22 protein-coding genes are annotated in these 25,653 nt (G+C 61.6%); 10 read left to right on the top strand and 12 right to left on the bottom strand.

The annotated features are described in order from the left end of the window. Window positions 1-281 precede the first annotated feature (281 nt). Window positions 282-980, top strand: a complete 699-nt coding sequence (gene aqpZ, locus PMI20_RS10860) for an aquaporin Z (RefSeq protein WP_007920624.1) — start codon at window positions 282-284, stop codon at window positions 978-980. A gap of 15 nt (window positions 981-995) precedes the next feature. Here the strand turns inward: aqpZ and PMI20_RS10855 are convergent, their stop codons facing one another. Together PMI20_RS10855 and PMI20_RS10850 are read right to left on the bottom strand one after the other, a co-directional pair. Next, a complete protein-coding gene (locus PMI20_RS10855; RefSeq protein WP_007920623.1) occupies window positions 996-2,120 on the bottom strand; it encodes a GNAT family N-acetyltransferase in 1,125 nt (374 codons plus the stop codon). Between the two features lie 46 nt (window positions 2,121-2,166). Further along, complete coding sequence (locus PMI20_RS10850; RefSeq protein ID WP_037033593.1) at window positions 2,167-3,054, bottom strand: LysR family transcriptional regulator; 888 nt, start codon at window positions 3,052-3,054, stop codon at window positions 2,167-2,169. A 118-nt stretch (window positions 3,055-3,172) separates the two neighbouring features. On the opposite strand from PMI20_RS10850, the gene PMI20_RS10845 reads away from it, so the two are divergent. From PMI20_RS10845 to mtr, 8 genes are all read left to right on the top strand, one after another. Then, on the top strand, window positions 3,173-4,540 hold the full coding sequence (locus PMI20_RS10845; protein ID WP_007920621.1) for an MFS transporter: 1,368 nt from the start codon (window positions 3,173-3,175) through the stop codon (window positions 4,538-4,540). Next, window positions 4,521-4,922 carry a hypothetical protein gene (locus PMI20_RS10840; RefSeq protein ID WP_007920620.1) on the top strand — a complete coding sequence of 134 codons (402 nt, stop codon included), beginning with the start codon at window positions 4,521-4,523 and terminating at the stop codon, window positions 4,920-4,922. The genes PMI20_RS10845 and PMI20_RS10840 overlap by 20 nt, the downstream gene beginning before the upstream one ends. 14 nt (window positions 4,923-4,936) lie before the next feature. After that, the gene (locus PMI20_RS10835) at window positions 4,937-5,884 is read left to right on the top strand and encodes a PDR/VanB family oxidoreductase (protein ID WP_007920614.1); all 948 of its coding nucleotides are present in this window, start codon (window positions 4,937-4,939) and stop codon (window positions 5,882-5,884) included. 13 nt (window positions 5,885-5,897) lie between these two features. Continuing rightward, window positions 5,898-7,199: an aromatic ring-hydroxylating dioxygenase subunit alpha gene (locus tag PMI20_RS10830; protein WP_007920608.1), complete on the top strand. Its 1,302-nt coding sequence runs from the start codon at window positions 5,898-5,900 to the stop codon at window positions 7,197-7,199. After that, on the top strand, window positions 7,192-7,662 hold the full coding sequence (locus tag PMI20_RS10825; RefSeq protein ID WP_007920607.1) for an aromatic-ring-hydroxylating dioxygenase subunit beta: 471 nt from the start codon (window positions 7,192-7,194) through the stop codon (window positions 7,660-7,662). Before PMI20_RS10830 ends, PMI20_RS10825 begins: the two co-directional genes overlap by 8 nt. An 18-nt stretch (window positions 7,663-7,680) precedes the next feature. After that, window positions 7,681-9,390 carry an NAD(P)/FAD-dependent oxidoreductase gene (locus PMI20_RS10820; protein ID WP_007920605.1) on the top strand — a complete coding sequence of 570 codons (1,710 nt, stop codon included), beginning with the start codon at window positions 7,681-7,683 and terminating at the stop codon, window positions 9,388-9,390. Between the two features lie 36 nt (window positions 9,391-9,426). Further along, entirely contained in the window at window positions 9,427-10,770 is a 1,344-nt protein-coding gene (locus tag PMI20_RS10815; RefSeq protein WP_007920604.1) for an amidase family protein, read from the top strand. A gap of 97 nt (window positions 10,771-10,867) precedes the next feature. Further along, on the top strand, window positions 10,868-12,145 hold the full coding sequence (gene mtr, locus PMI20_RS10810) for a tryptophan permease (protein ID WP_007920602.1): 1,278 nt from the start codon (window positions 10,868-10,870) through the stop codon (window positions 12,143-12,145). A 195-nt stretch (window positions 12,146-12,340) separates the two neighbouring features. On the opposite strand, the gene PMI20_RS10805 is transcribed toward mtr, so the two are convergent. From PMI20_RS10805 to PMI20_RS10790, 4 genes are all read right to left on the bottom strand, one after another. Then, complete coding sequence (locus PMI20_RS10805) at window positions 12,341-12,775, bottom strand: hypothetical protein (RefSeq protein ID WP_007920600.1); 435 nt, start codon at window positions 12,773-12,775, stop codon at window positions 12,341-12,343. A 340-nt stretch (window positions 12,776-13,115) separates the two neighbouring features. Further along, window positions 13,116-13,586 carry a hypothetical protein gene (locus PMI20_RS10800; RefSeq protein WP_037033584.1) on the bottom strand — a complete coding sequence of 157 codons (471 nt, stop codon included), beginning with the start codon at window positions 13,584-13,586 and terminating at the stop codon, window positions 13,116-13,118. An 11-nt stretch (window positions 13,587-13,597) separates the two neighbouring features. After that, a complete protein-coding gene (locus tag PMI20_RS10795) occupies window positions 13,598-13,936 on the bottom strand; it encodes a hypothetical protein (protein ID WP_007920599.1) in 339 nt (112 codons plus the stop codon). A 52-nt stretch (window positions 13,937-13,988) separates the two neighbouring features. Beyond that, window positions 13,989-14,567, bottom strand: a complete 579-nt coding sequence (locus tag PMI20_RS10790) for a hypothetical protein (RefSeq protein ID WP_007920597.1) — start codon at window positions 14,565-14,567, stop codon at window positions 13,989-13,991. Window positions 14,568-14,835: 268 nt separating this feature from the next. Here PMI20_RS10790 and PMI20_RS10785 point away from each other — a divergent pair. Next, window positions 14,836-15,986, top strand: a protein-coding gene (locus tag PMI20_RS10785) for an IS3 family transposase (protein ID WP_085985098.1) whose coding sequence is annotated in 2 segments (ribosomal slippage) — window positions 14,836-15,073 and window positions 15,073-15,986 — 1,152 coding nt in all. Because the reading frame shifts where the segments join, the coding sequence is not laid out codon by codon here. Here PMI20_RS10785 and PMI20_RS10780 read toward each other — a convergent pair. The 6 genes from PMI20_RS10780 to hrpA all read right to left on the bottom strand — a co-directional run bounded on the left by PMI20_RS10780 (window position 15,983) and on the right by hrpA (window position 25,575). Then, window positions 15,983-17,053 (bottom strand): PAAR domain-containing protein, encoded by a 1,071-nt coding sequence (locus PMI20_RS10780; RefSeq protein WP_007920590.1) that lies wholly within the window; start codon window positions 17,051-17,053, stop codon window positions 15,983-15,985. The genes PMI20_RS10785 and PMI20_RS10780 overlap by 4 nt on opposite strands. Window positions 17,054-17,397: 344 nt before the next feature. Then, complete coding sequence (locus PMI20_RS10775; RefSeq protein ID WP_007920588.1) at window positions 17,398-18,741, bottom strand: OprO/OprP family phosphate-selective porin; 1,344 nt, start codon at window positions 18,739-18,741, stop codon at window positions 17,398-17,400. A gap of 562 nt (window positions 18,742-19,303) precedes the next feature. Continuing rightward, on the bottom strand, window positions 19,304-19,537 hold the full coding sequence (locus PMI20_RS10770) for an anti-sigma factor family protein (RefSeq protein ID WP_007926855.1): 234 nt from the start codon (window positions 19,535-19,537) through the stop codon (window positions 19,304-19,306). Beyond that, window positions 19,531-20,145, bottom strand: coding sequence for an RNA polymerase sigma factor (locus PMI20_RS10765; RefSeq protein WP_007926857.1), 615 nt, complete (start codon window positions 20,143-20,145; stop codon window positions 19,531-19,533). Before PMI20_RS10765 ends, PMI20_RS10770 begins: the two co-directional genes overlap by 7 nt. 65 nt (window positions 20,146-20,210) lie before the next feature. After that, window positions 20,211-21,332 (bottom strand): beta-ketoacyl-ACP synthase III, encoded by a 1,122-nt coding sequence (locus PMI20_RS10760; RefSeq protein WP_007926866.1) that lies wholly within the window; start codon window positions 21,330-21,332, stop codon window positions 20,211-20,213. 331 nt (window positions 21,333-21,663) lie between these two features. Further along, window positions 21,664-25,575, bottom strand: coding sequence for an ATP-dependent RNA helicase HrpA (gene hrpA / locus PMI20_RS10755; protein ID WP_007926868.1), 3,912 nt, complete (start codon window positions 25,573-25,575; stop codon window positions 21,664-21,666). Window positions 25,576-25,653 lie beyond the last annotated feature (78 nt).

The following is a 25,653-nucleotide window of genomic DNA, read 5'->3' as shown; positions in this document are numbered from 1 at the left end:
GCCCGCGAGGCTGCGATCGACGGCGTAGCCGTCGCAAACCGGTGAATGCGCTCTTTCAGGCAGATCAGGGTTGCAAGATTTACGACCGCTGCGCGGCCGATTGTAGGCTGCGCCGGCAGCTACAAAAAACGCCAGAGCCCCGTGAACAGGGCCCTGGCGTTTTTTTCGCACTGGATTTGTAAAAAAAGCCTGCTGTACTGAGCCTAGGTTCTGGAGCAGGGCCTGTAGCCAGGCTGCACGGCTGCATAACGGCTTTATCGGATCGATAAGGAATAACTTCTATGTCGCTGTTCAAACGTTCAGTCACTGAGTTGTTAGGCACCTTCTGGCTGGTATTGGGTGGTTGCGGCAGCGCCGTACTGGCGGCCGCGTTTCCGGATGTCGGGATCGGCCTGCTCGGCGTGGCGCTGGCCTTCGGTCTTACCGTGCTGACGATGGCCTTCGCCATCGGCCATATCTCCGGCTGTCATCTCAACCCCGCGGTATCCGTCGGCCTGGTGGTCGGCGGGCGTTTTCCGCTCAAGGAACTGCCCGCCTATGTGATCGCGCAAGTGATAGGCGGGGTGATCGCCGCGGCGCTGCTGTACTTCATCGCCAGCGGCAAGCCTGGCTTCGAGCTGGCCAGCGGGCTGGCCTCCAACGGCTATGGCGAACATTCGCCGGGGGGCTACTCACTGGCGGCGGGCTTTGTCAGCGAGCTGGTGATGACCGGGATGTTCGTGGTGATCATCCTCGGCGCCACCGATAAACGTGCACCGGTGGGCTTCGCGCCAATCGCCATCGGCCTGGCGCTGACGCTGATCCACCTGATCTCGATTCCGGTGACCAACACCTCGGTCAACCCGGCGCGCAGCACCGGGCCGGCCTTGATCGTCGGCGGCTGGGCGATCCAGCAACTGTGGCTGTTCTGGCTGGCGCCGATTCTCGGCGCGGTGGTCGGCGGTGGCCTCTATCGCTGGCTGGGCAAGGAAGACAGCTGACAGCAACCCCGAGGGTCACGCCTGCCGATACGGCAGCGCGGCCCTCGCCTCTTCGGCGTAAGCCAGCACGCCCACCCGCTCCTGCTGGAGAAAATCCTTCACCGCCGCTTTCAAGCCGGGGTGTCGCAGGTAGTGCCAGGACCGGGTAATCACCGGCTCGAACCCCCGAATCAACTTGTGCTCACCCTGGGCCCCAGCATCAAAACGCTGCACCCCCTGGGCGATGGCGTAATCCATGCCCTGGTAGAAACAGGTTTCGAAATGCAGACGATCGAATTCCGCCAGGCAGCCCCAGTAACGCCCGTAGAAACTGTCGCCACCGATCAGGCTGAAGGCCATGGCTACCGGCCTGGCGTTCTGCTTGGCCAGCACCACGCGAATGGCCTCGGGCATGCGCTCGGCCAGCAGGCTGAAAAAGGCCCGGGTCAGGTAGGGTGACTGGCGCCGCACCGCATAGGTATTGGCATAACAGGCGTAGACAAAATCCCACTGCGCTTCGCTGAGTTGCCGGCCTTCGAGCCACTCGAATTCGATGCCCTGCCCCGCTACCTGTTCGCGCTCCTTGCGCATCTGTTTGCGCTTGCGCGAACTGAGGGTATCGAGAAAGTCCTGGAAGTCCCGATAGTCGCGGTTCTGCCAATGGAACTGGCAACCCAGGCGCTGCAACCAACCGGCTTGCCCAGCCAGGGCGGCATCGGTAAAGGCGTCGGTGAAGTTGATATGGGCACTGGAAAGCCCTTCGATCTCCAGGTAACCGGGCAGGCTTTGCAACAGTTCAAGGCCGTCTTCCAGGCTTGCCGCCAGCAGCCGCGCGCCGCTGACCGGGCTGAAGGGCACGGCGCTCAGCAGCTTGGGGTAATACTCGATGCCGGCCCGGGCGCAGGCGTCGGCCCAGCCATGGTCGAACACGTACTCGCCGTAGGAATGCCACTTGCGGTAGCTGGGCAGCGCCGCGATCAGGCGTCCATCTTGCACATGCAGCAGGTGCTCGGCCTGCCAGCCAGAGTTCGGGCCGAGGCTGCCGCTGTCTTCCAGCGCACTGAGAAAGGCGTGACGCAGAAACGGCTGGCCGTCACTGAGCAAACCGTCCCATTGCTGCGGATCGACGGCGGCCAGGCTGGTCAAGGATTGCAACGGCATTGGGTTCCCCGCGAGTGTGGTCCACGAACGCGCCGAGTATCGCCGATCACTGCCCCAGGTGCAGCAACAGGAAATCGATGAACGCCCGCGACTTGTGCGGCAGGTGCGAACTGTTGGGAAACACCACGTTCACCGACTGCGAAGGCAAGGCGTAGTCGGGCAGCAGGCGCACCAGCCGGCCGCTGGCCAGGTCGTCCTCGACCACCCAGCCGGGCAGTACCGACACCCCCAGGGACGACAGGGTCATGGCGCGAATGGCGGTGGAGGAATTGGATTCGAAATGATTGGGCCCGCTGACTTCGACCTGACCCCGTTGCGGGTGGCTCAGGGTCCAGTTGGTCGGCCCTTGCAGGTTGCTGTTGGCGATCCACGGCACGCTGTTCAGGTCCAGGGGCTCGCCCACCGGATGGCGCGCCAGAAAGTCCGGGCTGGCCACCAGGACGATGTCGTAATCAGCTAGCTTGCGGCTCTTGAAAGCCGAGTCGGCGAGGTTGCCCAGGCGGATCACCAGGTCGAGTTTTTCCGCCACCAGATCATTCAACGAAGAGTTGAAGTTATAACAAAGACGGATCTCCGGATAACGCTCGGTGAACTTGGAAATGATCGGCAGTATATAGCGCTCGCCATATTCACTAGTTGAACTGAAACGCAACTTTCCAGAAATACGATTATGCCCATGCAGGACATTTTCGAAGGCATTGTCGATATCCGCGACAATCCCCTTGAACTCGTTATAAAAGTCCTGGCCTATTTCCGTCAGGGATATATTGCGGGTATTGCGGATCAACAGGGTCGCCGACAAAACTTCCTCGAGCGCCTTGACATGCAGGCTGGCCATGGCTTTGCTGATGCACAGGTAGTTGGCTGCCTTGGTATAGGAACCGAAATCGACAACCGCCAGGAATGTCTGGACGCGATTTAGATGCGTGTGCATGTTATAGCTCACCGTGTTGTAAATCATTGTCAAATTCCACCAAACAATGTTTCAAGTATAGGCGTATCGACACCCTCGGTCTATCGCTCCTATGATCCCGCCGCAAAAGGGAGATCATATGACTTATCGCTACAAAGTGGCTCTTATATTCCTCATCGGGTTCTTTATCGACTGTATAAACATATTCATGTCGGCAGTGGCTTTACCGAGTATTGCCCATGAGATGCACGTCTCGACTTCATCCGTGGCCTGGGTGGCCAATGCCTACATTCTCGGCCTGACCCTGATCATTCCGGTGAGCACCTGGCTGGCCGGACGTTTCGGCAGCCGCGAAACCCTCACCGCCTCGATGCTGGTGTTCAGCACCGCCGTTTGGATGTGCGGGATGGCCGGCAGCTTCCATGAACTGGTGATCTGGCGTTTCGTCCAGGGCATCGGCGGCGGCCTGCTGATCCCGGTGGGCCAGGCCCTGACCTTCAACCTGTTCCAGGGCCCGCAGCGGGCCAAGATCTCCACCCTGGTGATGGCCGTCGCCCTGATCGCCCCGGCCATTTCGCCGACCATCGGCGGCGTGATCGTCGACAGCAGCTCCTGGCGCTGGGTGTTCCACAGCAACATTCCGTTCTCGCTGATCGCCGCTGCCCTGTCCTGGCTGTGGATCAAGGAAGCCCGGCCCGCCAGCCTGGCGCGCCCGGACATCAAGGGCCTGCTGCTGGTCAGCGCAGCCCTGGGCAGCCTGCTGATGGGCATGTCGCTGTACGGCGGCGACTACCCACCGCTGGCCGCCCTGAGCTGCCTGATGCTGGGGGTCACCTGTGTGGTGCTGTATGTCCTGCACTACCGCCGCTGCGACAACGCCATCGTCGAGTTGAGCCTGCTCAAGAGCAAGAAGCTCAGTACCTCGATCTTCATCTATTACGCGATTCCCGGAGTGTTCACCGGGGTCAACCTGCTGAGCATCTTCTTCCTGCAGAACAGCCTGCACTTCAGCGCCCAGCTGACCGGCATGTTCATGATCCTCTACGCCAGCGGCGCCTTCATCGCCATGCTGGTCTGCGGCCGGGTCTACAACCGCTTCGGCGCCCGGCGCCTGTTCACCCTCGGCATGCTCCTGCACAGCGCCGGCATCGCCACCCTGTACCTGGTCGACAGCGCCGCCGACCTGCCGATCATCGTCATCGCCTACTGCCTGATGGGCATCGGCGGCGGCATCGGCGCCAATACCGCGCAAACCACTTCGCTGATGGATTTCGAAGGTGCCGATACCCACAAGGGCAGCGTGATCTGGAACATCAACCGGCAGATGTCCTTCAGCATCGGCGCCGCGCTGTTCCTGATGATCTACAACCTGCTGCTCGCCCGCCTGGCGTCTACCCCGGCCTATCACCTGACCTTCGTCATCGCGGCGGTGATGGGTCTGTTACCCCTGTTGCAGATGAGCAACCTGACCACGCAAAAGGAATGTCATGCACAACACAATCGTTGAACAGGCCAAACACAGCATCCATGCGGTCCACGACCTGATCCACGCGGTCTTCACCGACCAGGACGGCAACGGCGCCGCCGCCATCGACCGCCTGCTGCCGGCCTTCGCCGAGCACTTCAGCATGGTTACCACCGCGGGCGCCATCGTCAGCCGCGAGCAGGTCGAACAGATGTTCCGCGGCGCCGTCGGTGCCCGCCCCGGCCTGGAAATCCTTGTCAGCGACCTGCACACCGTGTGGCACGAAGGCCACAGCGCGGCGATCCGCTACAAGGAAACCCATCGCCTGGACCAGAAGGAAACCTCGCGCCTCTCGGTGGTGGTGATCCGCATCCATGAGCACTCGGCCCAGTGGCTGTACCTGCATGAAACACCGTTAAGCTGACAGCGAGTCACCCCATGAATTACCAGATCACCCAGTGCCTGATGCTCTCGCCAAGCATCAAGGAAATCACTCTGGCGCCTCTTGTGCCGGCCCCCTGCGAGACAACCGCCGGGGCCCACTTCAAATGGTGGATTCCCACGCTCGAGCAATGGCGTCACTACTCCCGGGTCGAACTGGCCGAACATGAGCTGCCCCCGGGCAGCCTGGTGTTCGCCATCCGCCTGAACCCCGACTCGCCCAGCAGCGCTTATATCCGCCAACTGAGCGTTGGCGATCAGGTACGGCTCGACGGCCCGTTCAATGCCTTCGACTACCAGCTGGACGACAGCGACGGCGCCGACATCGCCCTCGCCGGCGGCATCGGCATCACCCCGTTGACCGGCATCCTCAGCCATCTGCGAGCCCGGCAGCGCCCGGCGCGGCTGCACTATTTCGCCAAGAGCGCGGGCGACGCCGCCTATGCCGCGCAGATGCGCGAGCTGCTGCAGGACAGCCTGAGCCTGCACTGCTCCGACTCGGCCGAAGGGCGCCCGTCGGTGGCCGCGGTGCTAGGCCAGTTGCAACCCCGGGACCGCCTGTACGTCTGTGGCCCGCAAGCCATGCTCAACGACGTGTTCAGCCATGCCCAGAGCCTGGGCTTTCCCCGCGAGCGCATCCACTTCGAAGTCTTCAACACCTGCCTGGCCGAGGATGATCCCGGCTTCGCCGTGCACGCCGCGGACTCCGGCGTCGACCTGCGGGTGCAGCCCGGCCAGTCCCTGCTCGACGCCCTCGAAGAGGCCGGCCTGGAGCCGCTCTACGACTGCCGTCGTGGCGAATGCGGGGTGTGCGAGCTGGACGTGCTGGAAGGTGAAGTCGATCACCGCGATTTCATCATGAGTCCGCAGCAGGCCGCCTGCAGCAACAAGATCTACCCCTGCGTATCCCGGGCCAAAAGCCCAAGCCTGAAACTGGTCATCTAAAGAGAGAACCTCGTTGGACAACTACTTCAACGGCAAGGAAGTGCATCGCACGCTGTTCCTTGATCCGTCGCTCTTCGAGCGAGAACAACAACAGGTATTCGCCGCCAGCTGGTGCTACCTGGGCCATGAAAGCCTGGTCCCGGAAACCGGCGACTTCTTCACCGGTGACATCGCCGGACAACCGCTGGCCATGGTCCGGCAGAAAAACGGCGAGATCGTCGTGCTGCACAACCGCTGCCCGCACAAGGGCGTGAAAGTGCTGGCCGAGCCGCAAGGCAATGTCGGCCGGTTCATCCGCTGCCCGTACCACGCCTGGACCTTCAAGACCGACGGCCAGTTGCTGAGCATCCCGGTGAAAAAAGAATACGACGACTGCGACCTCAGCAGCTGCGCCGCCCACAAGGGCATGCAGCCGGTGGCCGCGGTGGAGAACTACCGGGGCTTCGTGTTCGTGCGCCTCAAGGAGCAAGGCGTCGGCTTCAGCGAGTTCTTCGGCGACTCGCTGTCGACCCTGGACAACATGGTCATGCGCTCGCCCCAGGGACAGTTGCGCGCCATCGGCCAGCCCCTGCTGCACCGCCATCGCTGCAACTGGAAGATGGTGGTCGACAACCAGACCGACACCTGCCACCCGATGGTCGCCCACGAATCCTCGGCCGGCGAAGCCATTCGCCTGTGGAAGGAAACCGGGCACGACGGCCAGCCGCCGATGGCTGTCGAGCTGTTCTCGCCGTTCATGGCGTCCTACGAGTTCTTCAGCGCCATGGGCATCCGCACCTGGCCCAACGGCCACGGCCACACCGGCGTCAGCAACTCGATCCACAAAGCCTATTCGAGCATTCCCGGCTACTGGGAGCTGATGGTCGAGAGCTACGGCGAAACCCAGGCCGCGGCGATCCTCGACGACACCCGGCACAACACCGTGTATTTCCCCAACCTGATGGTCAAGGGACCGATCCAGACCCTGCGGGTGATCCGCCCGATCTCGGCCAGCGAAACCGTGGTCGAGTCGTGGATCTTCGAACTGGTAGGCGCGCCGGTGCAACTGCTGGAAAGAACCGTGCAGTACAACAACCTGATCAACTCGCCATGCTCGATGGTCGCCCACGACGACGTGGAGATGTACGAGCGGGCCATGGACGGGCTGCGCAGCCAGGCCAACGACTGGGTGAATGTCGCCCGCCTGTTCGAACCGGGCGAAGCCTTTGAACAGACCCAGGTGGTGTCCGGCACCAGCGAACGGGCCATGCGCAACTTCTACAACACCTGGCAGCAACTGATGCAGGCCCCAGACGGATCGACCGCCCATGGATAACTCGCCTCTCGAACAGCTGATCTACCAAGAGATCGCGCTTCTCGACCAACAGGATTTCGACGCCTGGCAACAACTGCTGTGCGACGACTTCCACTACTGGATTCCCCTGCGCCACGACCAACCCTGCCCGTTGCGCGAATCCTCGCTGCTGTATGAGGACCGCTTCCTCACCACCCTGCGCATCAACCGCCTGGCCAGTGCCCGCAACTTCTCGCAGCAGCCCAAGAGCCGCGGCCTGCACATTGCCCAGCGGCCAACGATCAGCCTCGATGCGGATGGCCTGAGTGCCCATTGCCGGACCCCCATGCTGTATTGCGAAGCCCGGGGCGACAGCGAATGGCATTACCCGGTGACCGTGGAACACCAACTGCTGTGCCTCGCCGACCAGTGGAAAATCCAGCGCAAGAAAGTCCTCCTGCTCAACCCTTCCCGCGCGTTTGAAAGCCTGCAGCTCATCATCTGATTTCCGAGACCCTTACCTGTGAACTCCTCCCACTCCGGTTTCGAAGAAACCCAAGGCACCCGCTCGTTCCCCAACATCGACCTGTTGTACGACTATGGGCAATTCCTGCGCCGTGCCACCCAGGCCATCGGTCACCTGCCGCCGGCGATCGCCGACAAGCACGTCGGTATCGTCGGCGCCGGCCTCAGCGGCCTGATCGCGGCCTATGAACTGCTGCGCGCCGGCGCCACCCGCATCACCCTGTTCGAAGCCTCGAAAGACCACCTTGGCGGGCGTTTCCTGACCCAGTGCTTCGACGAAACACAACCGCAGTTCATCGCCGAGATGGGCGCCATGCGTTTCCCGCCGAGCGAAGTCGGCCTGTTCCATTACCTGGACCGTTTCGGCATCGGCACCACCGAGGCCTTTCCCGACCCTGGGGTGGTCGACACCGAAATCCACTACCGTGGCGAAACCCACCACTGGCCGGCCGGGGAAAATCCACCGCCGATCTTCAACACCGTGCACCAGGGGTGGAACGCCTTCCTCAAAGAAGGCGTGCGCCTGGACGACGGCACCTTCCTGGCACCGCCGCTGCTGCTCACCGATCTTCTGGAAAAGCAGCAGTACGCCGAGGTGCAGCCGGAGTGGCAACGCTACCTGGACTGCTTTGGCGACCACTCTTTCTACTCGGCCATGGTGCAGATCTTCACCTCGAACAACCCGCCGGGCGGCAAGCGCTGGCGCAAGCCGGAAGACTTCCACCTGTTCGGTTCCCTGGGCATCGGCTCGGGTGGGTTCCAGTCGGTGTACCGGGCCTCGTTCACCGAGATCCTGCGGCTGGTGATCAACGCCTTCGAAGTCAACCAGCGGCTGGTGCCCAACGGCATTTCCACCCTCTGGGAGCGAATCGCCGACGAGGAATTCCACGGCATCGCCCTGCGCGACCGGATCTGCCGCACGCGCATCGAATCCATCAGCAAGGGCGCCGACGGGCAGATCCTGCTGCAAGGCTGCAACGGTGAAACCTATGGCTGCGACCGGGTGATCACCACCGCCACCACCCGCGCCCTGCAAGTGAACATGCGCCTCACCCAGGCCGAGCAGTTCGTCAATCGCGACGTGGCCCGGGCGATCAACGAAACCCACATGGTCGGCTCGTCCAAGCTGTTCATCCTGACCCGCGACAAGTTCTGGCTCAAACATGGCCTGGCGCAGAACATCCAGACCGACACCCTGGTCAAGGGCGTCTACTGCCTGGACTACGCCCCGCAGGACCCGGACTCCTGGGGCGTGGTACTGATCAGTTACACCTGGGAAGACGACTCGCACAAAATGGTTTCGATGACCGACAAGGTCCAGCGCTGCAAGCGCCTGGTGGACGAACTGGCGATGAGCTCGCCGCAGTTCGCTAGCCACCTGGTGCCGCTGGACGGCGACTACCAGCGTTACGTACTGGAATACGACTGGCTCACCGACAAGCAGGCCCTGGGCGCCTTCAAGCTGAACTTCCCCGGCGACGACCTGTACTCCCAGCGCCTGTTCTATCAGTTCAAGACCGCCCTCGATCCGCAGCAGGACACCGGCCTGTACCTGGCCGGCTGCGGCAGCTCGTTTACCGGCGGCTGGGCCGAAGGCGCGGTACAGACCGCCCTGAACGGTGCCTGCGCGGTGATCGCCAGCCTCGGCGGCGAACTGCTCGAAGGCAACCCGCTGTTCGATCTGCAATCGCACTTCCGCTATTGCTGAGCCCAGGCCCCTACCGACTTTCGTTGAGACTTTTTCATGTACAGCCAGCTTTCGATCGAAGCGCTCGTTGACGGGTTTCGCCAGGGCAGCCTCTGCCTGGATTCCTGGCACCGCGCGCTGCTCGAGCAATACGCCGACGCCGGGCACCTGAACAGCTTCATCAGCTTCGCCGCGCAGGCGTTCAGCGGCGACACCGGCACGCCAGAGCAGCGCCAGGCGCCGCTCTACGGCATCCCGGTTTCGTTCAAGGACAACATCAATGTCAGTGGCCTGGCGACCACCGCCGGCACCCCTGGCCTTGCCGACTACCAGCCGGCCGCGGACGCCGGCATCGTCCAGCGCTTCAAGGCGCTGGGCGCGCGGGTCGCCGGCAAGAACAACATGCACGAGCTGTCGTTCGGCGTGACCTCGGCCAACCTGAGCTACGGCGCGGTGGTCAATCCGCGCCACCTGCAACACAGCGCCGGCGGCAGCAGCGGCGGCTGTGCCGCGGCCGTGGCCGCCGGCCTGGTGCCGTGCGCGGTGGGCACCGACACCGGCGGCTCGGTGCGGATTCCCGCGGCCTTCTGCGGCGTGGTGGGCTTCCGGCCAAGCACCGGGGCCTACCCTGGCGACGGCATCGTCCCGGTGTCCCAGACCAAGGACTCACCGGGCCTGCTGACCCGCAGCCTGGAAGACGCGCTGTTCGTCCATCGGCATCTGACCGGCACTTCCTTCACCGCGCCGACCGAGCCCAAGCGCCTGCGCATCGGCATTCCCCAGCGGTTCTTCTGGTCCGAGCTGGAGACCAAGGTGCACAGCGATTGCCACGCGGCGATCGATAGCCTGGCCGATCAGGGCGTGGAAATGGTGCTGGTGGACGACCGCCTGATCGGCGAGATCAACGAAAGCATCCAGTTCCCGCTGCCGATCTTCGAGTTCTTCATCGACTTCCCGCGCTTCCTGCTGAAGGCCGGCTGTGGCGAGCGGTTCCTCGAGATCCTGGCGCAGATCCGCGACCCGCAGATCAAGAAGACCCTGATGGCGCAGTTGGAGAGCCCGGCCATTTCCTACGAGGACTACGTGCAGGCCTTGATGAGCAAGATCCGCCTGGATCGGGAATACGCCGGGCTGTTCCAGCAGCACCGGCTGGACCTGATCGCCTACCCGACCGTCAGCTGCACCGCGCCGCTGCTGAGCGACAGCGGCGCCCAGGAGCATTTCGAGCGTTTCGTGCGCAACACCGACCCGGCCAGCAACCTGGCAGCGCCGAGTGTCAGCGTGCCGGTGGCCGAGCCAGACAGCCTGCCGGTCGGGCTGTCGTTCGATGCCTTGCCCGGGCAGGACCACCGGCTGCTACAGATGGCGCAGCAACTGAGCCGCCTGCTGGCTCTGCGCTGAATCGTCGCCCGGGTGCGCGGGAGCCGGCCTGCCGGTTTCCGCACACCCGAGGCGCCCCCTCGCTACCTCCAATAACAATTTCATTGCAGGCCTTGCCATGCGCGGTACGTCCATCGCTTCATCCCCTTCAACCTCCCACTGCACGGTCGCCGAACGCCGGCCCTCGGTCATCGGCGGCGCCATGATCATCGGCGGCACCATTGTCGGAGCGGGCATGTTCTCGCTGCCGGTGATGATGTCGGGCCTGTGGTTCCAAGGTTCCCTCGCGGTGCTGGCGCTGTCGTGGTTCTGCACCCTGCACTCGGGGCTGATGATCCTCGAAGCCAACCTCAACTACCGGCCGGGGGCGAGTTTCTCGACCATCACCCGCGACCTGATCGGCCGGCGCTGGAGCCTGTTCAACGGCGCCACCCTGGTGTTCGTCCTGTACATCCTGACCTATGCCTACATCTCGGCCAGCGGCTCGGTGATCCGCCACACCGCCCACACCCTGGGCCTGGAGATTTCCTCGCGCAACGGCGGTCTGCTGTTCGCCCTGGCGGTGGCCCTGGTGGTCTGGCTCAGCACTGCGGCGGTCAGCCGCATCACCACCCTGGTGTTCGGTGCCAAGATCCTCGCCTTCTTCCTGACCTTCGGCGGCCTGCTCGGCCATGTGCAGCCGCAGGTTTTGCTCGATCGCGGCAACCCGCAACCGGACTACCTGCCCTATCTGTTCATGACCCTGCCGTTCTGCCTGACCTCCTTCGGCTTTCACGGCAACGTGCCGAGCCTGATGAAGCACTACGGCAAGGACCCGCAGCGCATCCGCAACTGCCTGCTGATCGGCACCCTGATCGCCCTGGTGCTGTACACGGTATGGATGCTCTGCACCATGGGCACCCTGCCCCGCGATCAGTTCAAGGACATCGCCCGCCAGGGCGGCACCATCGATGTGCTGATCAGCGCCCTGGGCAGCATGCTCGACAGCGCCCGGGTCGACCTGCTGCTGACCCTGTTCTCCAACTTTGCCGTGGCCTGTTCGTTCCTCGGCGTCACCCTGGGGTTGTTCGACTACATCGCCGACTCCCTGGGCTTCGACGACAGCCCCCGGGGCCGCCTGAAAAGCGCGCTGGTCACCTTCGCCCCGCCGATCGGCTGCGCGCTGATCTGGCCGGAAGGCTTCATCCTTGCCATCGGTTTTGCCGGCCTGGCGGCGACCGTCTGGGCGGTGATCACCCCGGCCCTGCTCGCCCACGCCTCGCGCAAACGCTTCGCCAGCCCGCTGTACCGGGTCTGGGGCGGCACGCCAATGATCGTCCTGGTGCTGCTGTTCGGCCTGGCCAATGCCCTGGCCCACCTGTTGTTCAGCTTCGACTTGCTGCCGGTCTGGCGTTAGCTGCCGGCCTCAGCCCAGGCAAAAGAAGGGGGCTCCTCGTCAAGGTGCCCCCCTATTAAGGCGTTATGGGTAACGCGGCGTCACCCTACACGCGGAGCATTAGGGTTTGGGAGGTTTCTCACTTGCGAGAAACGGTATTCCTGGTGAATTTCCTATTCACTTGGGCTCGCAGGTGGTTGCTCTGTTTAGAGCCGGCTAACGGCTCACTTTACCCGAGCGCACGTTGAGGTACAGTCGATTGGCTGTGGTCGTGCCACCGCAGTACATGAAGTACATGCCTTGACCTTTGGCAGGAGATGCCATCCACCCGCCGATTTCTTCGAAGTCACCGACGGTGCAGGTGCCGTTGTCTATAAGCTCACGGGCTGCTTTGGTGAACTGGGCGCGGTAGAGACAGTAATCGTCCGAGCTTTTGACTAGCACGTCGTCACCGGTCGCCCCCTCACCTGGGTCTGCAGGCCTGTCTTTTGTAAGCGACTTTGTAGGCACCCACTCTGAGAACATCCCGTTATTAATGCCGTTGCTGGCGACGCACGCGGAGTTACCGCTCTTCACGTATTCACTGATGCCGTCCGAGCAAGAGGCTGAGTAGGGCTTGGTTACGCGGACCCAAGCGCCTTTAGTCTCCAAAACCTCGACTCCTTCGCGGCAACCCCACATTTAACGGACGGGCAGGTATGGCGTTCCACTCGGTCGGCAGACACCCAGAGATTCGGATCTGCAACAGCAATGTTAGTGGTCATCAATAAGACCATGGCCGTGAGCAAGGCGGGTGATTTCATATAACGCTGCATTTTGGTTGCGATGGCCATGTCGTCATTCCCTTGTTTTCGCGGACGCGAAAATAGGCGTCCTTCTACTGACCTGCCCCCGCATGAGCGAGGCTGGTGGTGGATCGTATTTTCCTGGGTCAGTGAGCCGGTTTAGCGTTGTTGTCGCGCACGACGCAGGTGGTAAGCATCGTCTTTTTCTATGATTCAGGCCGTGCCCAGCGCAGTCTGCTGATCGCTTTGAACTGACTGATGCCAACTGAACCACGCTCGTTTCGAGCTTTTGACCCAGGCCTTGTCAGTAACGCCTCCACTGCAGACCGATCCGCTTCAAAAATCTGGAAAGCGTTGTAATCCGCATCGAGAAGGACCAGTAGAACAGTATCGAAGGGTTGCCTTAAATCGATCGATCCCACCCGGCCGCTTCGCATTCGCGGGCGGGTGAAATACCGTCCCTTGATTTGAATTCTGATAGTTAACCCATCTCTCATTTCCGTCGCGTCATACCCGGCTTGCCTAGCCAACTCCAACTCGACGTTGAGGTGCCGAGCGGCCTCGTACTCTGCGATTTCCCCAGTCACACCTAGCGGTTTGCGAGTAAGCTGGTAATAACGGCGTGCCAAAACCTTGGTATCTCGAAGGATCTGGTAGATCTCATCGGCGTCTTCCATACGCTTTTCCGTTACTGGGCCAATCGATAGAACAAGGTGGGTGATGGCTCGATTATCAGAGCATCATCCTTCGTGGAATAAAAAATCTTAGGGCCGATTCCTGTCTTCGCGTTCAGGTAGCCGTCTACAACCTCACCAACGCTTACCCCGAGCACGACATTGTTTTTTGCAAAAAGCTCCTTAACGGTAAAGTGGCTGCCGTCTTGATCGATGACCAGCTTCAATCCGCCGCCGCTGCGCTCATTGCTCCACGCACCAACGTATTTGCTTGCACCGCTGGAGGTTTCAGTAGAGTCAGAGCAGCCCATCAGTGCGATCACCAACGTAAAGCCAAGCAAAACTTGCTTCATATCGATTTTCCTAGACGATCAGAAGATTCAGCCGATCCCCCGACTGATGCCTTTACTGCGGAGCAGGACAGCTCTTGGCGGCGGCCTGGAGTGCTTTGGCATAATCCACGTAAGTGTCGGGATCGTAGGGCTCTGCTGTAATCCTGAAATTCGATTTGCCCTGGCTGTTAAGTCTCTGCCGAACTTTCAATGCCCACTGCCTACCATCATGTTTAGCTAGCAAATCAAAAACGTGCGAATTGAGATCGCTGTACTCATCTAGGCCAGAGTAGAGATAGCGCATTTTTTTGTACCAGCCGTCGATTCCAGTTATCGCTCTAATCGCCACCTTTGCCTGCTCTCTGTCAGTATCTTTCAGGAAGTACATGTCACTGATTGTCAGCTTCCCGACTCCTTCAAGCTCTGCTATTGGTGCTGATAGTGGTTCACGACTGATCAGGCGCGAATATTCACAGTCAAACACCCAGTGGCCGGTCTTTACATAATCGTCGGCATAGATCACCACACCGTTGCCAAAATCCGTCTTGTATATGCTCGTCATCAACTTGAACCCGTAGTAACTCGCGGCGAGTAGTAGCGGTGAGAAAATGGCTGTTACGATCCAGCAGGGCTTACTTCGGTAGAAACTCAAAATGGCCTCCTGGTACGCCAATGGGTGTGTCGCCTGAAATCACAGGGTTAATAGCTCCCATGGTCTGGTATGTGAAGTTCAATTCTTCAAAATTATCCTGACGCTCGTCTTTTAGCTTATTCCATTTCTCGCACCACTCCTTCCCTGGTGCCGCGTTCTCACTGATGTCACACAACTTACCCAACTGCCGCTCCTCGAACGAACCCTGAATCGCCCCGGGTTTCGTAGACACCTCTTTGCCTTAAACTGAGGCCAATTAGGAGGTGCCATGAGCAACCCGCGTTACCCCGAAGAATTCAAAATCCAAGCGGTCAATCAAGTGACCGAAAAGAAGCTGCCTGTCGCTGATGTAGCGGCCCGTCTCGGTGTGTCGACGCATAGCCTCTATGCCTGGATAAAGCGCTACAGCAAACCTCAAGAAGAACGGCAGCAGGATGATGATCAGCACGCTGAGCTGCGTCGTCTGCGAGCGGAACTCAAGCGGGTGACTGAAGAGCGAGACATATTAAAAAAGGCCGCCGCGTACTTTGCCAAGGAGTGCGGCTGAAGTACGCCTTTATCAAACAGCGCGCGGGCGACTATTCGATTCGACGGCTTTGCCTGACGCTGAAAATCCATCCCAGCGGTTATTACGCCTGGCTGTCTGAGCCGCAATCTGCACGCGCCAAAGACGACCAGCGGCTGATAGGTTTGATCAAGCATTCATGGCGGGAGAGCGGCGGCGTTTATGGCTATCGCAAAATCCATGACGATCTGCGCGAGGTCGGTGAGGAGTGTGGTCGGCATCGTGTGGCGAGGCTGATGCGTCTTGAAGGTCTGCGCTCTCAGACAGGGTATCGACGCCGCCCTGGGAAGTACGGCGGTAAGCCAGCGACCGTCTCACCCAATTTGCTGAAGCGCCAGTTCGATGTCGTGGAACCCAACAAGGTTTGGGTCACTGACATCACCTACATTCGTACGTATGAAGGCTGGCTGTATTTGGCTGTGGTGCTGGATCTGTTTTCTCGTCAGGTTGTTGGCTGGTCAATGAAGTCGCAAATGACCAGTGATTTGGCCATTGATGCGTTATTGATGGCGGTTTGGAGGCGTAAGCCGAAACAAGAGGTGATGGTTCACTCCGACCAAGGCAGCCAGTATAGCAGCTCCGATTGGCGCAGTTTTTTGAAAGCGAACAACTTAGTTGCCAGCATGAGTCGCCGAGGTAACTGTCATGACAATGCCGTGGCCGAGAACTTTTTCCAGCTTCTAAAGCGGGAACGGATCAAGCGGAAAATCTATACCACGCGCGAAGATGCTCGTAGTGATGTGTTCGATTACATCGAGATGTTCTATAACGCAAGACGCCGCCATGGTTTCAACAATCAGCTGTCACCGATAGAGTTTGAAAAGCGTTACGTAATGAGCTTGCAAGGTGTCTAGAAAATCCGGGGCGATTCACCCCAGGTGTTCTTGTAGTTCGAGCGTCGAACAAAGGCGTGCACCTTGATCTGCAAATGATTGGCCAGCAGCTGCGCCAGACTCTCATTAGTCTGCGGGAAGAACTGGATGCCATCTTCGGCGGGGAAGTCCGACCGATTGCCCATGCCGGTCCTACAGGCGTAGCTATCGATCTGCGCTGAACTGGCAAACGCGGAAGGTGAAATCTTGTCGTAGCTCAGCACGTCCAGGGACATTTGGAAATCCTCGGCAAGCTGATAGCCGAAGGCGACCCGATGCGGCACGCCGTGGCTGAACAGTGATAGGTGTTCGATGGGGGAAAGCTTGCGGTCTTTACCTTGGTTCAGATAGTCGATCAGCTCTTGGACGTTGGCCACGGCAATAAAGCCAGCACCATAGGCATCGGCGGATCCGCGTGCAGCACTGAGCATTGCTTCGCTGTATGACGGGGTGAACACTACCAGTGTCCGAGTCAACGCTGGCTTGCTGCGTTTGAATTCGGCCAGCTCGCGCACGGCCTGACCGATGAACATCATTTGGTTGCCCGAGCTTTTGTCGTGCTGGCTGCCGGCGACTGCGATTAGCTCGGGAGTCAACGACTCCTTGAGGGCTGTTAAGAACGAATTGCCAGGTTGCACCAGAGCACCCGAGAGCAAGGCGCGCTGCTCCAGTTGTGGGTCGGCCAGCAGCTCAGACATCAGCTGATCATTCACTGAGCCGTCCGCGCGCACGGCACCTAGCTTGGCGAAGTCAACGATAGCCTGGATTGCTGCGCCACCGAACTGGAAGCCGCCGAAGGTATCGGGGCTGCCCGAGATGATTGTTCCACCGTGACTGGTAGGGCTGCCCAGATGAGCCATTGGGCGCCCGTTCAAGATGATCGAGGGAAATCCCGTGGTGATAACCGCACCACAACCGCAGGTGTCACCAACTCGGGCGGCGCCCATGAAGTTGATGTTTATGTCACCAGAAGCGGAGGCAATCGGGGTGGTGCCATGACCGGGAAGTGGGCAGACGTGTTTGTCACCCAGTCGAGCAGAAGAGAGCATTCATCATCCTTGCGTTGCTGATCCATGGAGAACTATGGCCCTTTGTAGGGCCTTGCGAGGCTATCAAGGTTCCCCAGTCAGGGCTGTAGGACGATTCTGAACTATTGCTCCGTGGCTGTTGTGGTTGTAGACGTGACCTCCGTATTTGCTCTTACGTGGCATGGCCTGATTTTCCTGCTTACTTCTCAGCTTCCTGCCTGCGTTCGCTTAAATTTCAGTAACCGACATTCACTCCAGAACGGCCTGAGAGGACAGGCAAAGAAAAAAAGCCCCGCCGAAGCGGGGCTGAAACGAAAGGAGCTTTAACGGATGAGAAAGAGCTCTTTAGCGCGAGTGCATCGACATCAGAACACGTACTGCGCGCGAACGATGAAGCCGTCGCCGTCGTCGTCACCGGTACGCGCGGCTGGAGTACCACCGCTGGCGGCCGTGGCGTTGGTGACCTTGTCGGTCTTGGCCTTGACGTAGGTGGCGGAGATTTTCACCGCTTCGTTGGCGTACCAGTTCACACCCAGGTTGTGCACCTTGACTTCGGCATCGCCGACGTCGCGGGTCAGGCTGGCGGTGGTGATGTTGTCGTCTTCGACGGTCATGCTGTCGTAGCGATAGAACAGTTCCCAGGCGCCGAAGGCCTTGTTGGCCGGCTTGATGGCGTCGAACTTGCCCACCTTGTAGCCGCGGGATTCGCCGGTCAGGGTGTAAGCGCCCTGCACGTAGAAGCCGTGGCCCTTGATGTCTTCGTAGGCGTTGGAATCAGCCTTGGTCTTGCGGGTGATGTATTCACCCTGGATCGAGGCCGGGCCCATGGCGAACGCGGCTTCCAGGCCAAAAGCGGTGTCACGGTCGTAGGAGCCGGCCGGCGAAGTGGAGCTGCCGCCCAGCACCGGACGGTTGCCGTTGGTGCCGGCATCGTTGCCGCCCAGGGTCTCGACGCCACGCATGCCCATGCGGGTGCGATAACGGGAGTCGAACGCGGTGTCGGAGACATCACGCGAAGCCACGTTCACACCGAAGTGCAGGACGTTGCCGGCATCGTGCATCGGGGCGAAGACGAAGCGACCGTTGACCTGCTTGATGCTGTCGCCGTCGGTGTCGTCGGTGTCCTTGCTGAACACGCCAGCCGAGGCATAGAAGGAATCGGCGAAGGTGCTGGAAGCCTGCAGGCCCATACCGTTCTGGTGGGTGTTGGCCCAGTCGATCATGTCGTAGGCGATGTTACGTTCCGGCGCGGTGACCCACTTGGAGCTGGTGGCTTTTTCCAGGCCGAAGTCCGGGTCGAAGCGACCGACCTTGATCGACACCGGCTTGAAGCCGTTGTAAGCCAGCGAGGCTTCGTCGAAGTAGCCGTTATCGGAGTCGCCGGTGTTGTGGGAGAAGTCGTAGTTGATGGTGTAGGCCCAGTCGGTGTACAGCACACCGGACAGTTCGAGGAAGGCGCGACGGAAGTAAGCGGCGTCGGCGCTGTCGCCGTTCTTGGTGTAGACACCGTCGAAGCGGCTGTAGTCGGCTTGCAGGCGGCCACCGAGCTTGAAGCTGAACTCTTTGTCCGTGGTGGCGACCTCAAGGCCGCCCTTGGTCTTGACTACGATATCGGCGCCATCGGTGGTGACGGTGCCAGCGAAAGCCTGGGCGGTAACTGCCAGGGCCAGGGCGCTGGCGGCAAAACCGGCGAAGTGCTTACGGATCATCGAAGATTTCCCCTAATTGGTGGTCTGTAGCGCTGGAAAAAACACGCGAGTCAGGCCCGCTTGTGTTGGGTGGGAATCTTGGCGGCGGGGTATTTCAGGGGAGTTGCCGATAGATAAAGATTTGATGACAGCGGAACTTTTTTACTTCCAAACGAAATAAGGCAAAAAGCCTGTACTAGAGCGGTCGGCGGGGTATTTGGGGGAAAACGAAACCCTGTAGCCGCTAGCGAAGCCTGCGATCGACCGAACGGCCGCAGCGACTTCAAGATCGCTGAAGGCCTTCGGCCTTATCGCAGCCTGCGGCAGCGGCTACAGGAACTCGTACACCTTGCAGGCGTTGGTGTAGCCGCTGGCGAAGCCCGCGATCGGCCGAACGGCCGCAGTGACTTCAAGATTGCTGAAGGCCTTCGGCCTTATCGCAGCCTGCGGCAGCGGCTACAGGAACTCGTACACCTTGCAGGCGTTGGTGTAGCCGCTGGCGAAGCCTGCGATCGAGCGCGAAGCGGTCGCGCTCTTGAGGACCTTGAAGCTTCAGCGACTACGGGAGGATTGTCGGGTGAAATCAGGCGTTGCGCTTGCGCTCGGCGGCCAGGCGTTCGGCCAGCGCATCGATATCGGCGATGGGCGCTTGCGGCATCTTGCGCAAGGTGGCCTGCATCAGGCGCATCTGCCGCAGGAAACGCCGGCAATTGGGGCAGAACAACAGGTGATGGCGCTGGATCAGGCGCTGGCGAAAGCTCAGCTGACCATCAAGATAGTCGCTGGAACGTGCCACTTGTTCCTTGCAGGTCAGCATTGGCCGGTCTCCTCGAAGTGCTCCACCGTGGCAAAAATCTTCAGCCGCGCCCGGTGCAGCAACACCCGGACATTGGAGAGGGAAATGTCCAGAAGATTACAGATCTCCTCCAGCTCCAGGCCCTGGCGCTCGCGCAGGGTCAACACGCTGCCTTGCAGTTCCGACAGGCTCAGCAAAGTGTGCTCCAGGCATTCGCGCAGTTCGGCCTCGGTAAGCAGGGCTTCCGGGGTGTCGGCGTGCCAGGCGAACGGCGCCACCAGCCAGTGCCCGTCAGAGGAAGAAAAACGCTCGTCGCCGATGGTGCCGTGGGGTGCCGGCAAGTCATCCAGCAGGACTTCCCGACGATTCTGTTTGTAGCGGCTTTTCGCCGAGTTGGCGGTGATGGTCAGCAGCCAGGTCTTGAGGCTGGAGCGCCCCTGGAAACCGGCCAGGTTGCGCACCACCGACAGCCAGGCATCCTGCACCACTTCGTCGGCGTGGCGCTGGCCGACAATGGCGTAGGCCACGGCGCGCATGGCGCTCTGGTAGGTGCCGACCAGTTCCTTGTAGGCCTTTTGCTCACCGGCCAACAGGCGTTCAAGCAGTTGCGTGTCGTCAGCTGCGGACATTCATGCCTCGTAATCGGAATCCAGGATCGCAACCGCTGAAGCAGCGGCTGCGATCCATAAGACTGTCAACGCTTGCGCAGAAGCACACTGCCAATCGAATAACCGGCGCCGAACGAGCTGAGCACCGCCAGCGAGCCGCTGCTCAGGTCGTCCTGATTCTTGTGGAACGCGATCACCGAACCGGCCGAACTGGTGTTGGCATAGGTGTCGAGAATCACCGGTGCTTCTTCTTCGGTGGCCTCGCGGCCCAGCAGCTTCTTGACGATCAGGTGGTTCATGCTGAGGTTGGCCTGGTGCAGCCAGAAACGCTTCACGTCGCTGACGTTCAGCTGGTTTTCCTGCAGGTGCTCGGCAATCAGTTCCGCCACCATCGGGCAGACGTCGCGGAACACCTTGCGGCCTTCCTGCACGAAGAGTTTGTCCGGCGCGCCGATACCCTCTTCCGCGGCGCGGTTGAGGAAGCCGAAGTTGTTGCGGATGTTGTTGGAGAACTTGGTCAGCAGCTTGGTGCTGATGATGTCGAACTGGTACGGCGAGGTGGCCAGGTCAGCCCGTTCGATGATCACCGCGGTGGCCGCGTCGCCGAAGATGAAGTGGCTGTCGCGGTCACGGAAGTTCAGGTGGCCGGTGCAGACTTCCGGGTTGACCATCAGGATCGCCCGGGCCTGGCCCAGTTGCACGCTGTTGCAGGCCGCCTGGATGCCGAAGGTGGCCGAGGAGCAGGCCACGTTCATGTCGAAACCGAAACCTTCGATGCCCAGGGCTTCCTGGACTTCGATGGCGATGGCCGGGTAGGCGCGTTGCAGGTTGGAGCAGGCGACGATCACCCCGTCGATGTCCGCGGCGGTCTTGCCGGCGCGTTGCAGGGCCTGCTCGGCGGCGCCGATGGCCATCTGGCAGAGCACCGACCATTCGTCGTTGGAACGCTCGGGCAGGCGCGGGGCCATGCGCTGCGGATCGAGGATGCCGTCCTTGTCCATGACAAAGCGGCTTTTGATGCCGGAGGCCTTCTCGATGAAGGCCGCGCTGGATTCGGTCAGGGCCTGAACGTCGCCGCGCTCGATCGCTTGCGCGTTGTCGGCGTTGAACTGATGCACGTAGGTGTTGAAAGACTCCACCAGCTCTTCGTTGGAGATGCTGTTGGCCGGGGTGTACAGGCCAGTGCCGCTGATGACGACGTTATGCACGGTCGTTCCTCTATTCTGTTCAGGCAGAAGGTATTGGCACCGTCGTACCAAACCGTAAATGGTCTATCCCGACTGGCGGAATAGGACCTGACATCGCTTTATTCCGCTTTGCCCGGGCGGCGAACGCTCAAAACCGCGGGGCCGGCATTTATAACGGCGAAGTTTGCCATAAACGCCGGCGTTTAGCCCCATCGGCAAGCGTAATCGGCGCAACATCGCCGATCCTGTAGCCGCTGGCGAAGCCTGCGATCGAGCGCGAAGCGGTCGCGCTCTTGAGGCCCTCGAGGCCCCTGCGGGGCCTTACGCAGCCTGCGGCAGCGGCTACAGCGCATCAGGCTTCCACCTGGCTCCACTGCTTGTTCAGGCGCTTGTCGGAAATCGGCGCCTTGGTGCCCAATTGCTGGGCGAACAGCGACACCCGGTACTCCTCCAGCCACCAGCGGTACAGCTCCAGCTGCGGGTCGCGCTTGCCTTCCTGGGCATGTTTGCTCGCCCGCGCCTGGTACTGGTTCCACAGGCCGGCCAGTTCGATGCTCCAGACCCGGTCCTTCTGCACCTGGCTGCCGAGCTTCTCAAAGCGCAGCTCCACGGCCTTGAGGTAACGCGGCAGTTCCTTGAGCCACTGCGCCGGGGTCTCGCGGACAAACCCCGGGTACACCAGATGGCCGAGCTGCGACTTGATGTCGTTCAGCGCCACCGCCTGGGCCAGGTCGATCTTGCCCTTGAAGCGCTTTTGCAGGCCATGCCAGAGCTTGAGGATCTCCAGGGTCAGGCGCGCCAGGCGCTCGGCGTGCTCGGTCCAGCTGCCGCGCTTGCGCTCGGCCAGCGAGGCCAGGCCGGCGCCATCGCGCGGCAGGCTGTCCTCGCCGTCCAGAACGCAGCTGTCGAGGCTGGTCAGCAAGATGTCTTCCACCAGGGCATCGACACGCCCCAGCTCGCGATACAGCAGGCCCAGCTCGGTCAGCCCCGGCAACTTGTTGCGCAGGAACTTGGCCGGCTCGGCCAGCTGTTGCAGCAACAGGCGCTGCAAGGCGCGGCGATGCTGGAATTCGGCTTCGGCCGGGGTCGAGAAACGCCCCTCCTTAACCGTGCCACCCTCTTCCACCAGCGCCGGATACACCGTCATCGACAGCCCGGCGATCTTCTGCTGGGTTTTCTCCGCCACCGCGGCGAACACCTTGGCTTCCACCGGCTGCTGGCTTTTCGCGGTTTGCGGCACGGCCAGGGCGGCCTGGCTGGCCTCGGCGAAACGCGCGGTCAGCTCGGCCAGGTCGCGGCCTTCGCCGAGAAACTTGCCCTGGGCATCGACGATTTCCAGGTTCATCCGCAGGTGGCCTTCCACCTGTTGCGCCGACTCGGCCCAGGCCTCGTCGCTGACCCGCGCCCCGGTCATGCGCAGCAGTTCGCGGCCCAGGGCCTGGGGCAGCGAGCCCTGGGCGAAATCGATACGTGCCAGGGCCGCCTTGACGAAGTCCGGCACCGGTACGAAGTTCTTGCGCAGCGCCTTGGGCAGGTTGCGCACCAGGGCGATGCACTTGGCCTCCACCAGCCCCGGCACCAGCCATTCCAGGCGCTCGGCAGGCAAGGCCGGCAGCAGCGGCGCCGGCACCCGCAGGGTCACGCCGTCCCGTGGATGGTTGGGCTCGAAGTGGTAACTCAAGGCCAGTTCCAGATCGCCGATCTGCAAGGTGTCCGGGTACTGCATGGCGGTGACTTCGCTGGCCTCGCGGGCCAGCACGTCTTCCTCGCGCATGATCAGCAACTGCGGGTCTTTCTGGCTATGCACCCGGTACCAGCTGTCGAAGGTCGCGGTCTGGTGGATCTCCGCCGGCAGGCGCGCGTCGTAGAAGGCGAACAGGGTTTCCTCGTCGGCGAGGATGTCGCGGCGCCGGGCCTTGGCTTCCAGTTCGTCGAGCTGCTCCAGCAGCCGCGTATTAGCGCTCAGGCACTTGGCTTTCGACTGGATTTCGCCACGCACCAGGCCCTCGCGGATAAACAGCTCGCGCGACACCAGCGGGTCCACCGGGCCGTAATGCACCGGGCGACGACCGACCACGATCAGGCCGAACAGGGTGATCTGCTCGTAGGCCACCACCTGCCCGCGCTTCTTCTCCCAATGGGGTTCGAAGTGATTTTTCTTGATCAGGTGCCCGGCCAGCGGCTCGATCCAGTCGGCGTCGATCTTGGCCACCATGCGCGCGTAGAGCTTGGTGGTTTCCACCAGTTCGGCGGTCATCAGCCATTGCGGGCGCTTCTTGCCGATCCCCGACGACGGGTGAATCCAGAAGCGCCGCTGGCGGGCGCCGAGGTAATCGCCTTCCTCGGTCTTCTGGCCGATCTGGCTCAACAGGCCGACCAGCACTGCCTTGTGCAGCTTCGGGTAATCGGCCGGCTCCTTGTTCAGGCTCAGTTGCAGATCTCGGCAGATCAGGCTCAGTTGGCGATGGGAGTCGCGCCACTCGCGCAGGCGCAAGTAGTTGAGGAAATTCTTGCGGCACCAGTTACGCAACGGGCTGGCGGTCAGCGCCTGGCGCTGCTCTTCGAAGCCGCGCCACAGATTGACCAGCCCGGCGAAATCCGAGTCGGCGTCCTTCCATTGCGCATGGGCCTGGTCGGCCGCCTGCTGGCGCTCCGACGGCCGCTCGCGCGGGTCCTGGATCGACATGGCGCTGGCGACGATCAGCACTTCCTGCAGGCTGCCCAGCTTTGCCGCTTCCAGCAGCATGCGGCCCATGCGCGGGTCCACCGGCAGCCGTGCCAACTGGCGGCCCAGCGGCGTCAGCTGGCTGTTGCGGTCCACCGCCGAGAGTTCTTGCAACAGGTTGAAACCGTCGCTGATGGCCTTGCCATCCGGCGGTTCGATAAAGGGGAACGCGGTGATTTCACCGAGACGCAGATGGAGCATCTGCAGGATCACCGCCGCCAGGTTGGTGCGCAGGATTTCCGGGTCGGTGAATTCCGGACGGCCGTTGAAATCCTCTTCGCTGTACAGGCGCACGCAGATGCCCGGCTCGACCCGGCCGCAGCGGCCTTTGCGCTGGTTGGCGCTGGCCTGGGAAATCGCCTCGATGGGCAGGCGCTGGACCTTGGCCCGGTAGCTGTAGCGGCTGATGCGCGCGGTGCCGCTGTCGATCACGTAGCGGATGCCCGGCACGGTCAGCGAGGTCTCGGCGACGTTGGTCGCCAGCACTACCCTGCGGCCCGGATGCGACTGGAAAATCCGCTGCTGCTCGGCCGGCGACAGGCGCGCGTACAGCGGCAGGATCTCGGTGTGCTTGAGCTGGGCCTTGCGCAGCATTTCGGCGGCGTCGCGAATCTCCCGCTCGCCCGGCAGGAACACCAGCACGTCACCCGGGCTGCGGCGCTCGCTGCGCTCATGGGCGGCGATTTCATCGAGGGTGGCGAGGATCGCCTGGTCCACCGTCAGGTCGTCCTCGACCCGGTTGCCCTCTTCGTCCTGCTCCAGGGTCAGCGGGCGATACCAGGTTTCCACCGGGAAGGTACGGCCGGAGACCTCGACGATCGGCGCGTCGTCGAAGTGCTTGGAGAAGCGCTCCAGGTCGATGGTCGCCGAAGTGATGATGACCTTGAGGTCCGGACGCCGCGGCAGCAGGGTCTTCAGGTAGCCCAACAGGAAGTCGATGTTCAGGCTGCGCTCGTGGGCTTCGTCGACGATGATCGTGTCGTAGCGTTCCAGGTAGCGGTCGTTCTGGGTTTCCGCCAGCAGGATGCCGTCGGTCATCAGCTTGATCAGGGTGTTGGAATCGCTCTGATCTTCGAAGCGCACCTGATACCCCACCAGGGCACCCAGCGGCGTCGCCAGCTCTTCGGCGACCCGGCTGGCCACGCTGCGCGCGGCGATCCGCCGGGGCTGGGTGTGACCGATCAGGCCGTGCTGGCCGCGACCGATTTCCAGGCAGATCTTCGGCAACTGGGTGGTTTTGCCCGAGCCGGTTTCGCCAGCGATGATCAGCACCTGGTGCTTTTGCAGCGCCGCCTTGATCTCGTCGCGCTTGGCGGCGATCGGCAGGCTGTCGTCGTAGCGAATCGACGGCACGCTGGCGCGCCGCGTCAGCACCTGGGCGCAGGACGCCTGCATGCGCTCGACCCACTGCGCAAGCTTGGCCTCGTCGGGCTTCTTGCGCAGCTCAAGCAGCTGCCGACGCAACCGGTGGCGGTCGGCAAGCATGGCGTGGTCGAGGTTTTTCAGCAGTTGGTCGATTGCAGGCGATTCGGAAGTCATCGGGTACGCAAGGGTCGTCTTAATTTATGCAGGGGGCGGATTGTCGCAGATTTAACGAGCGAACGAGATCCTTGTAGC

Source organism: Pseudomonas sp. GM17, from assembly GCF_000282175.2.
GTDB lineage: Bacteria > Pseudomonadota > Gammaproteobacteria > Pseudomonadales > Pseudomonadaceae > Aquipseudomonas > Aquipseudomonas chlororaphis.
The sequence above is the reverse complement of the archived record's forward strand: the minus strand, read 5'-3'. Positions and strand labels throughout refer to the sequence as shown.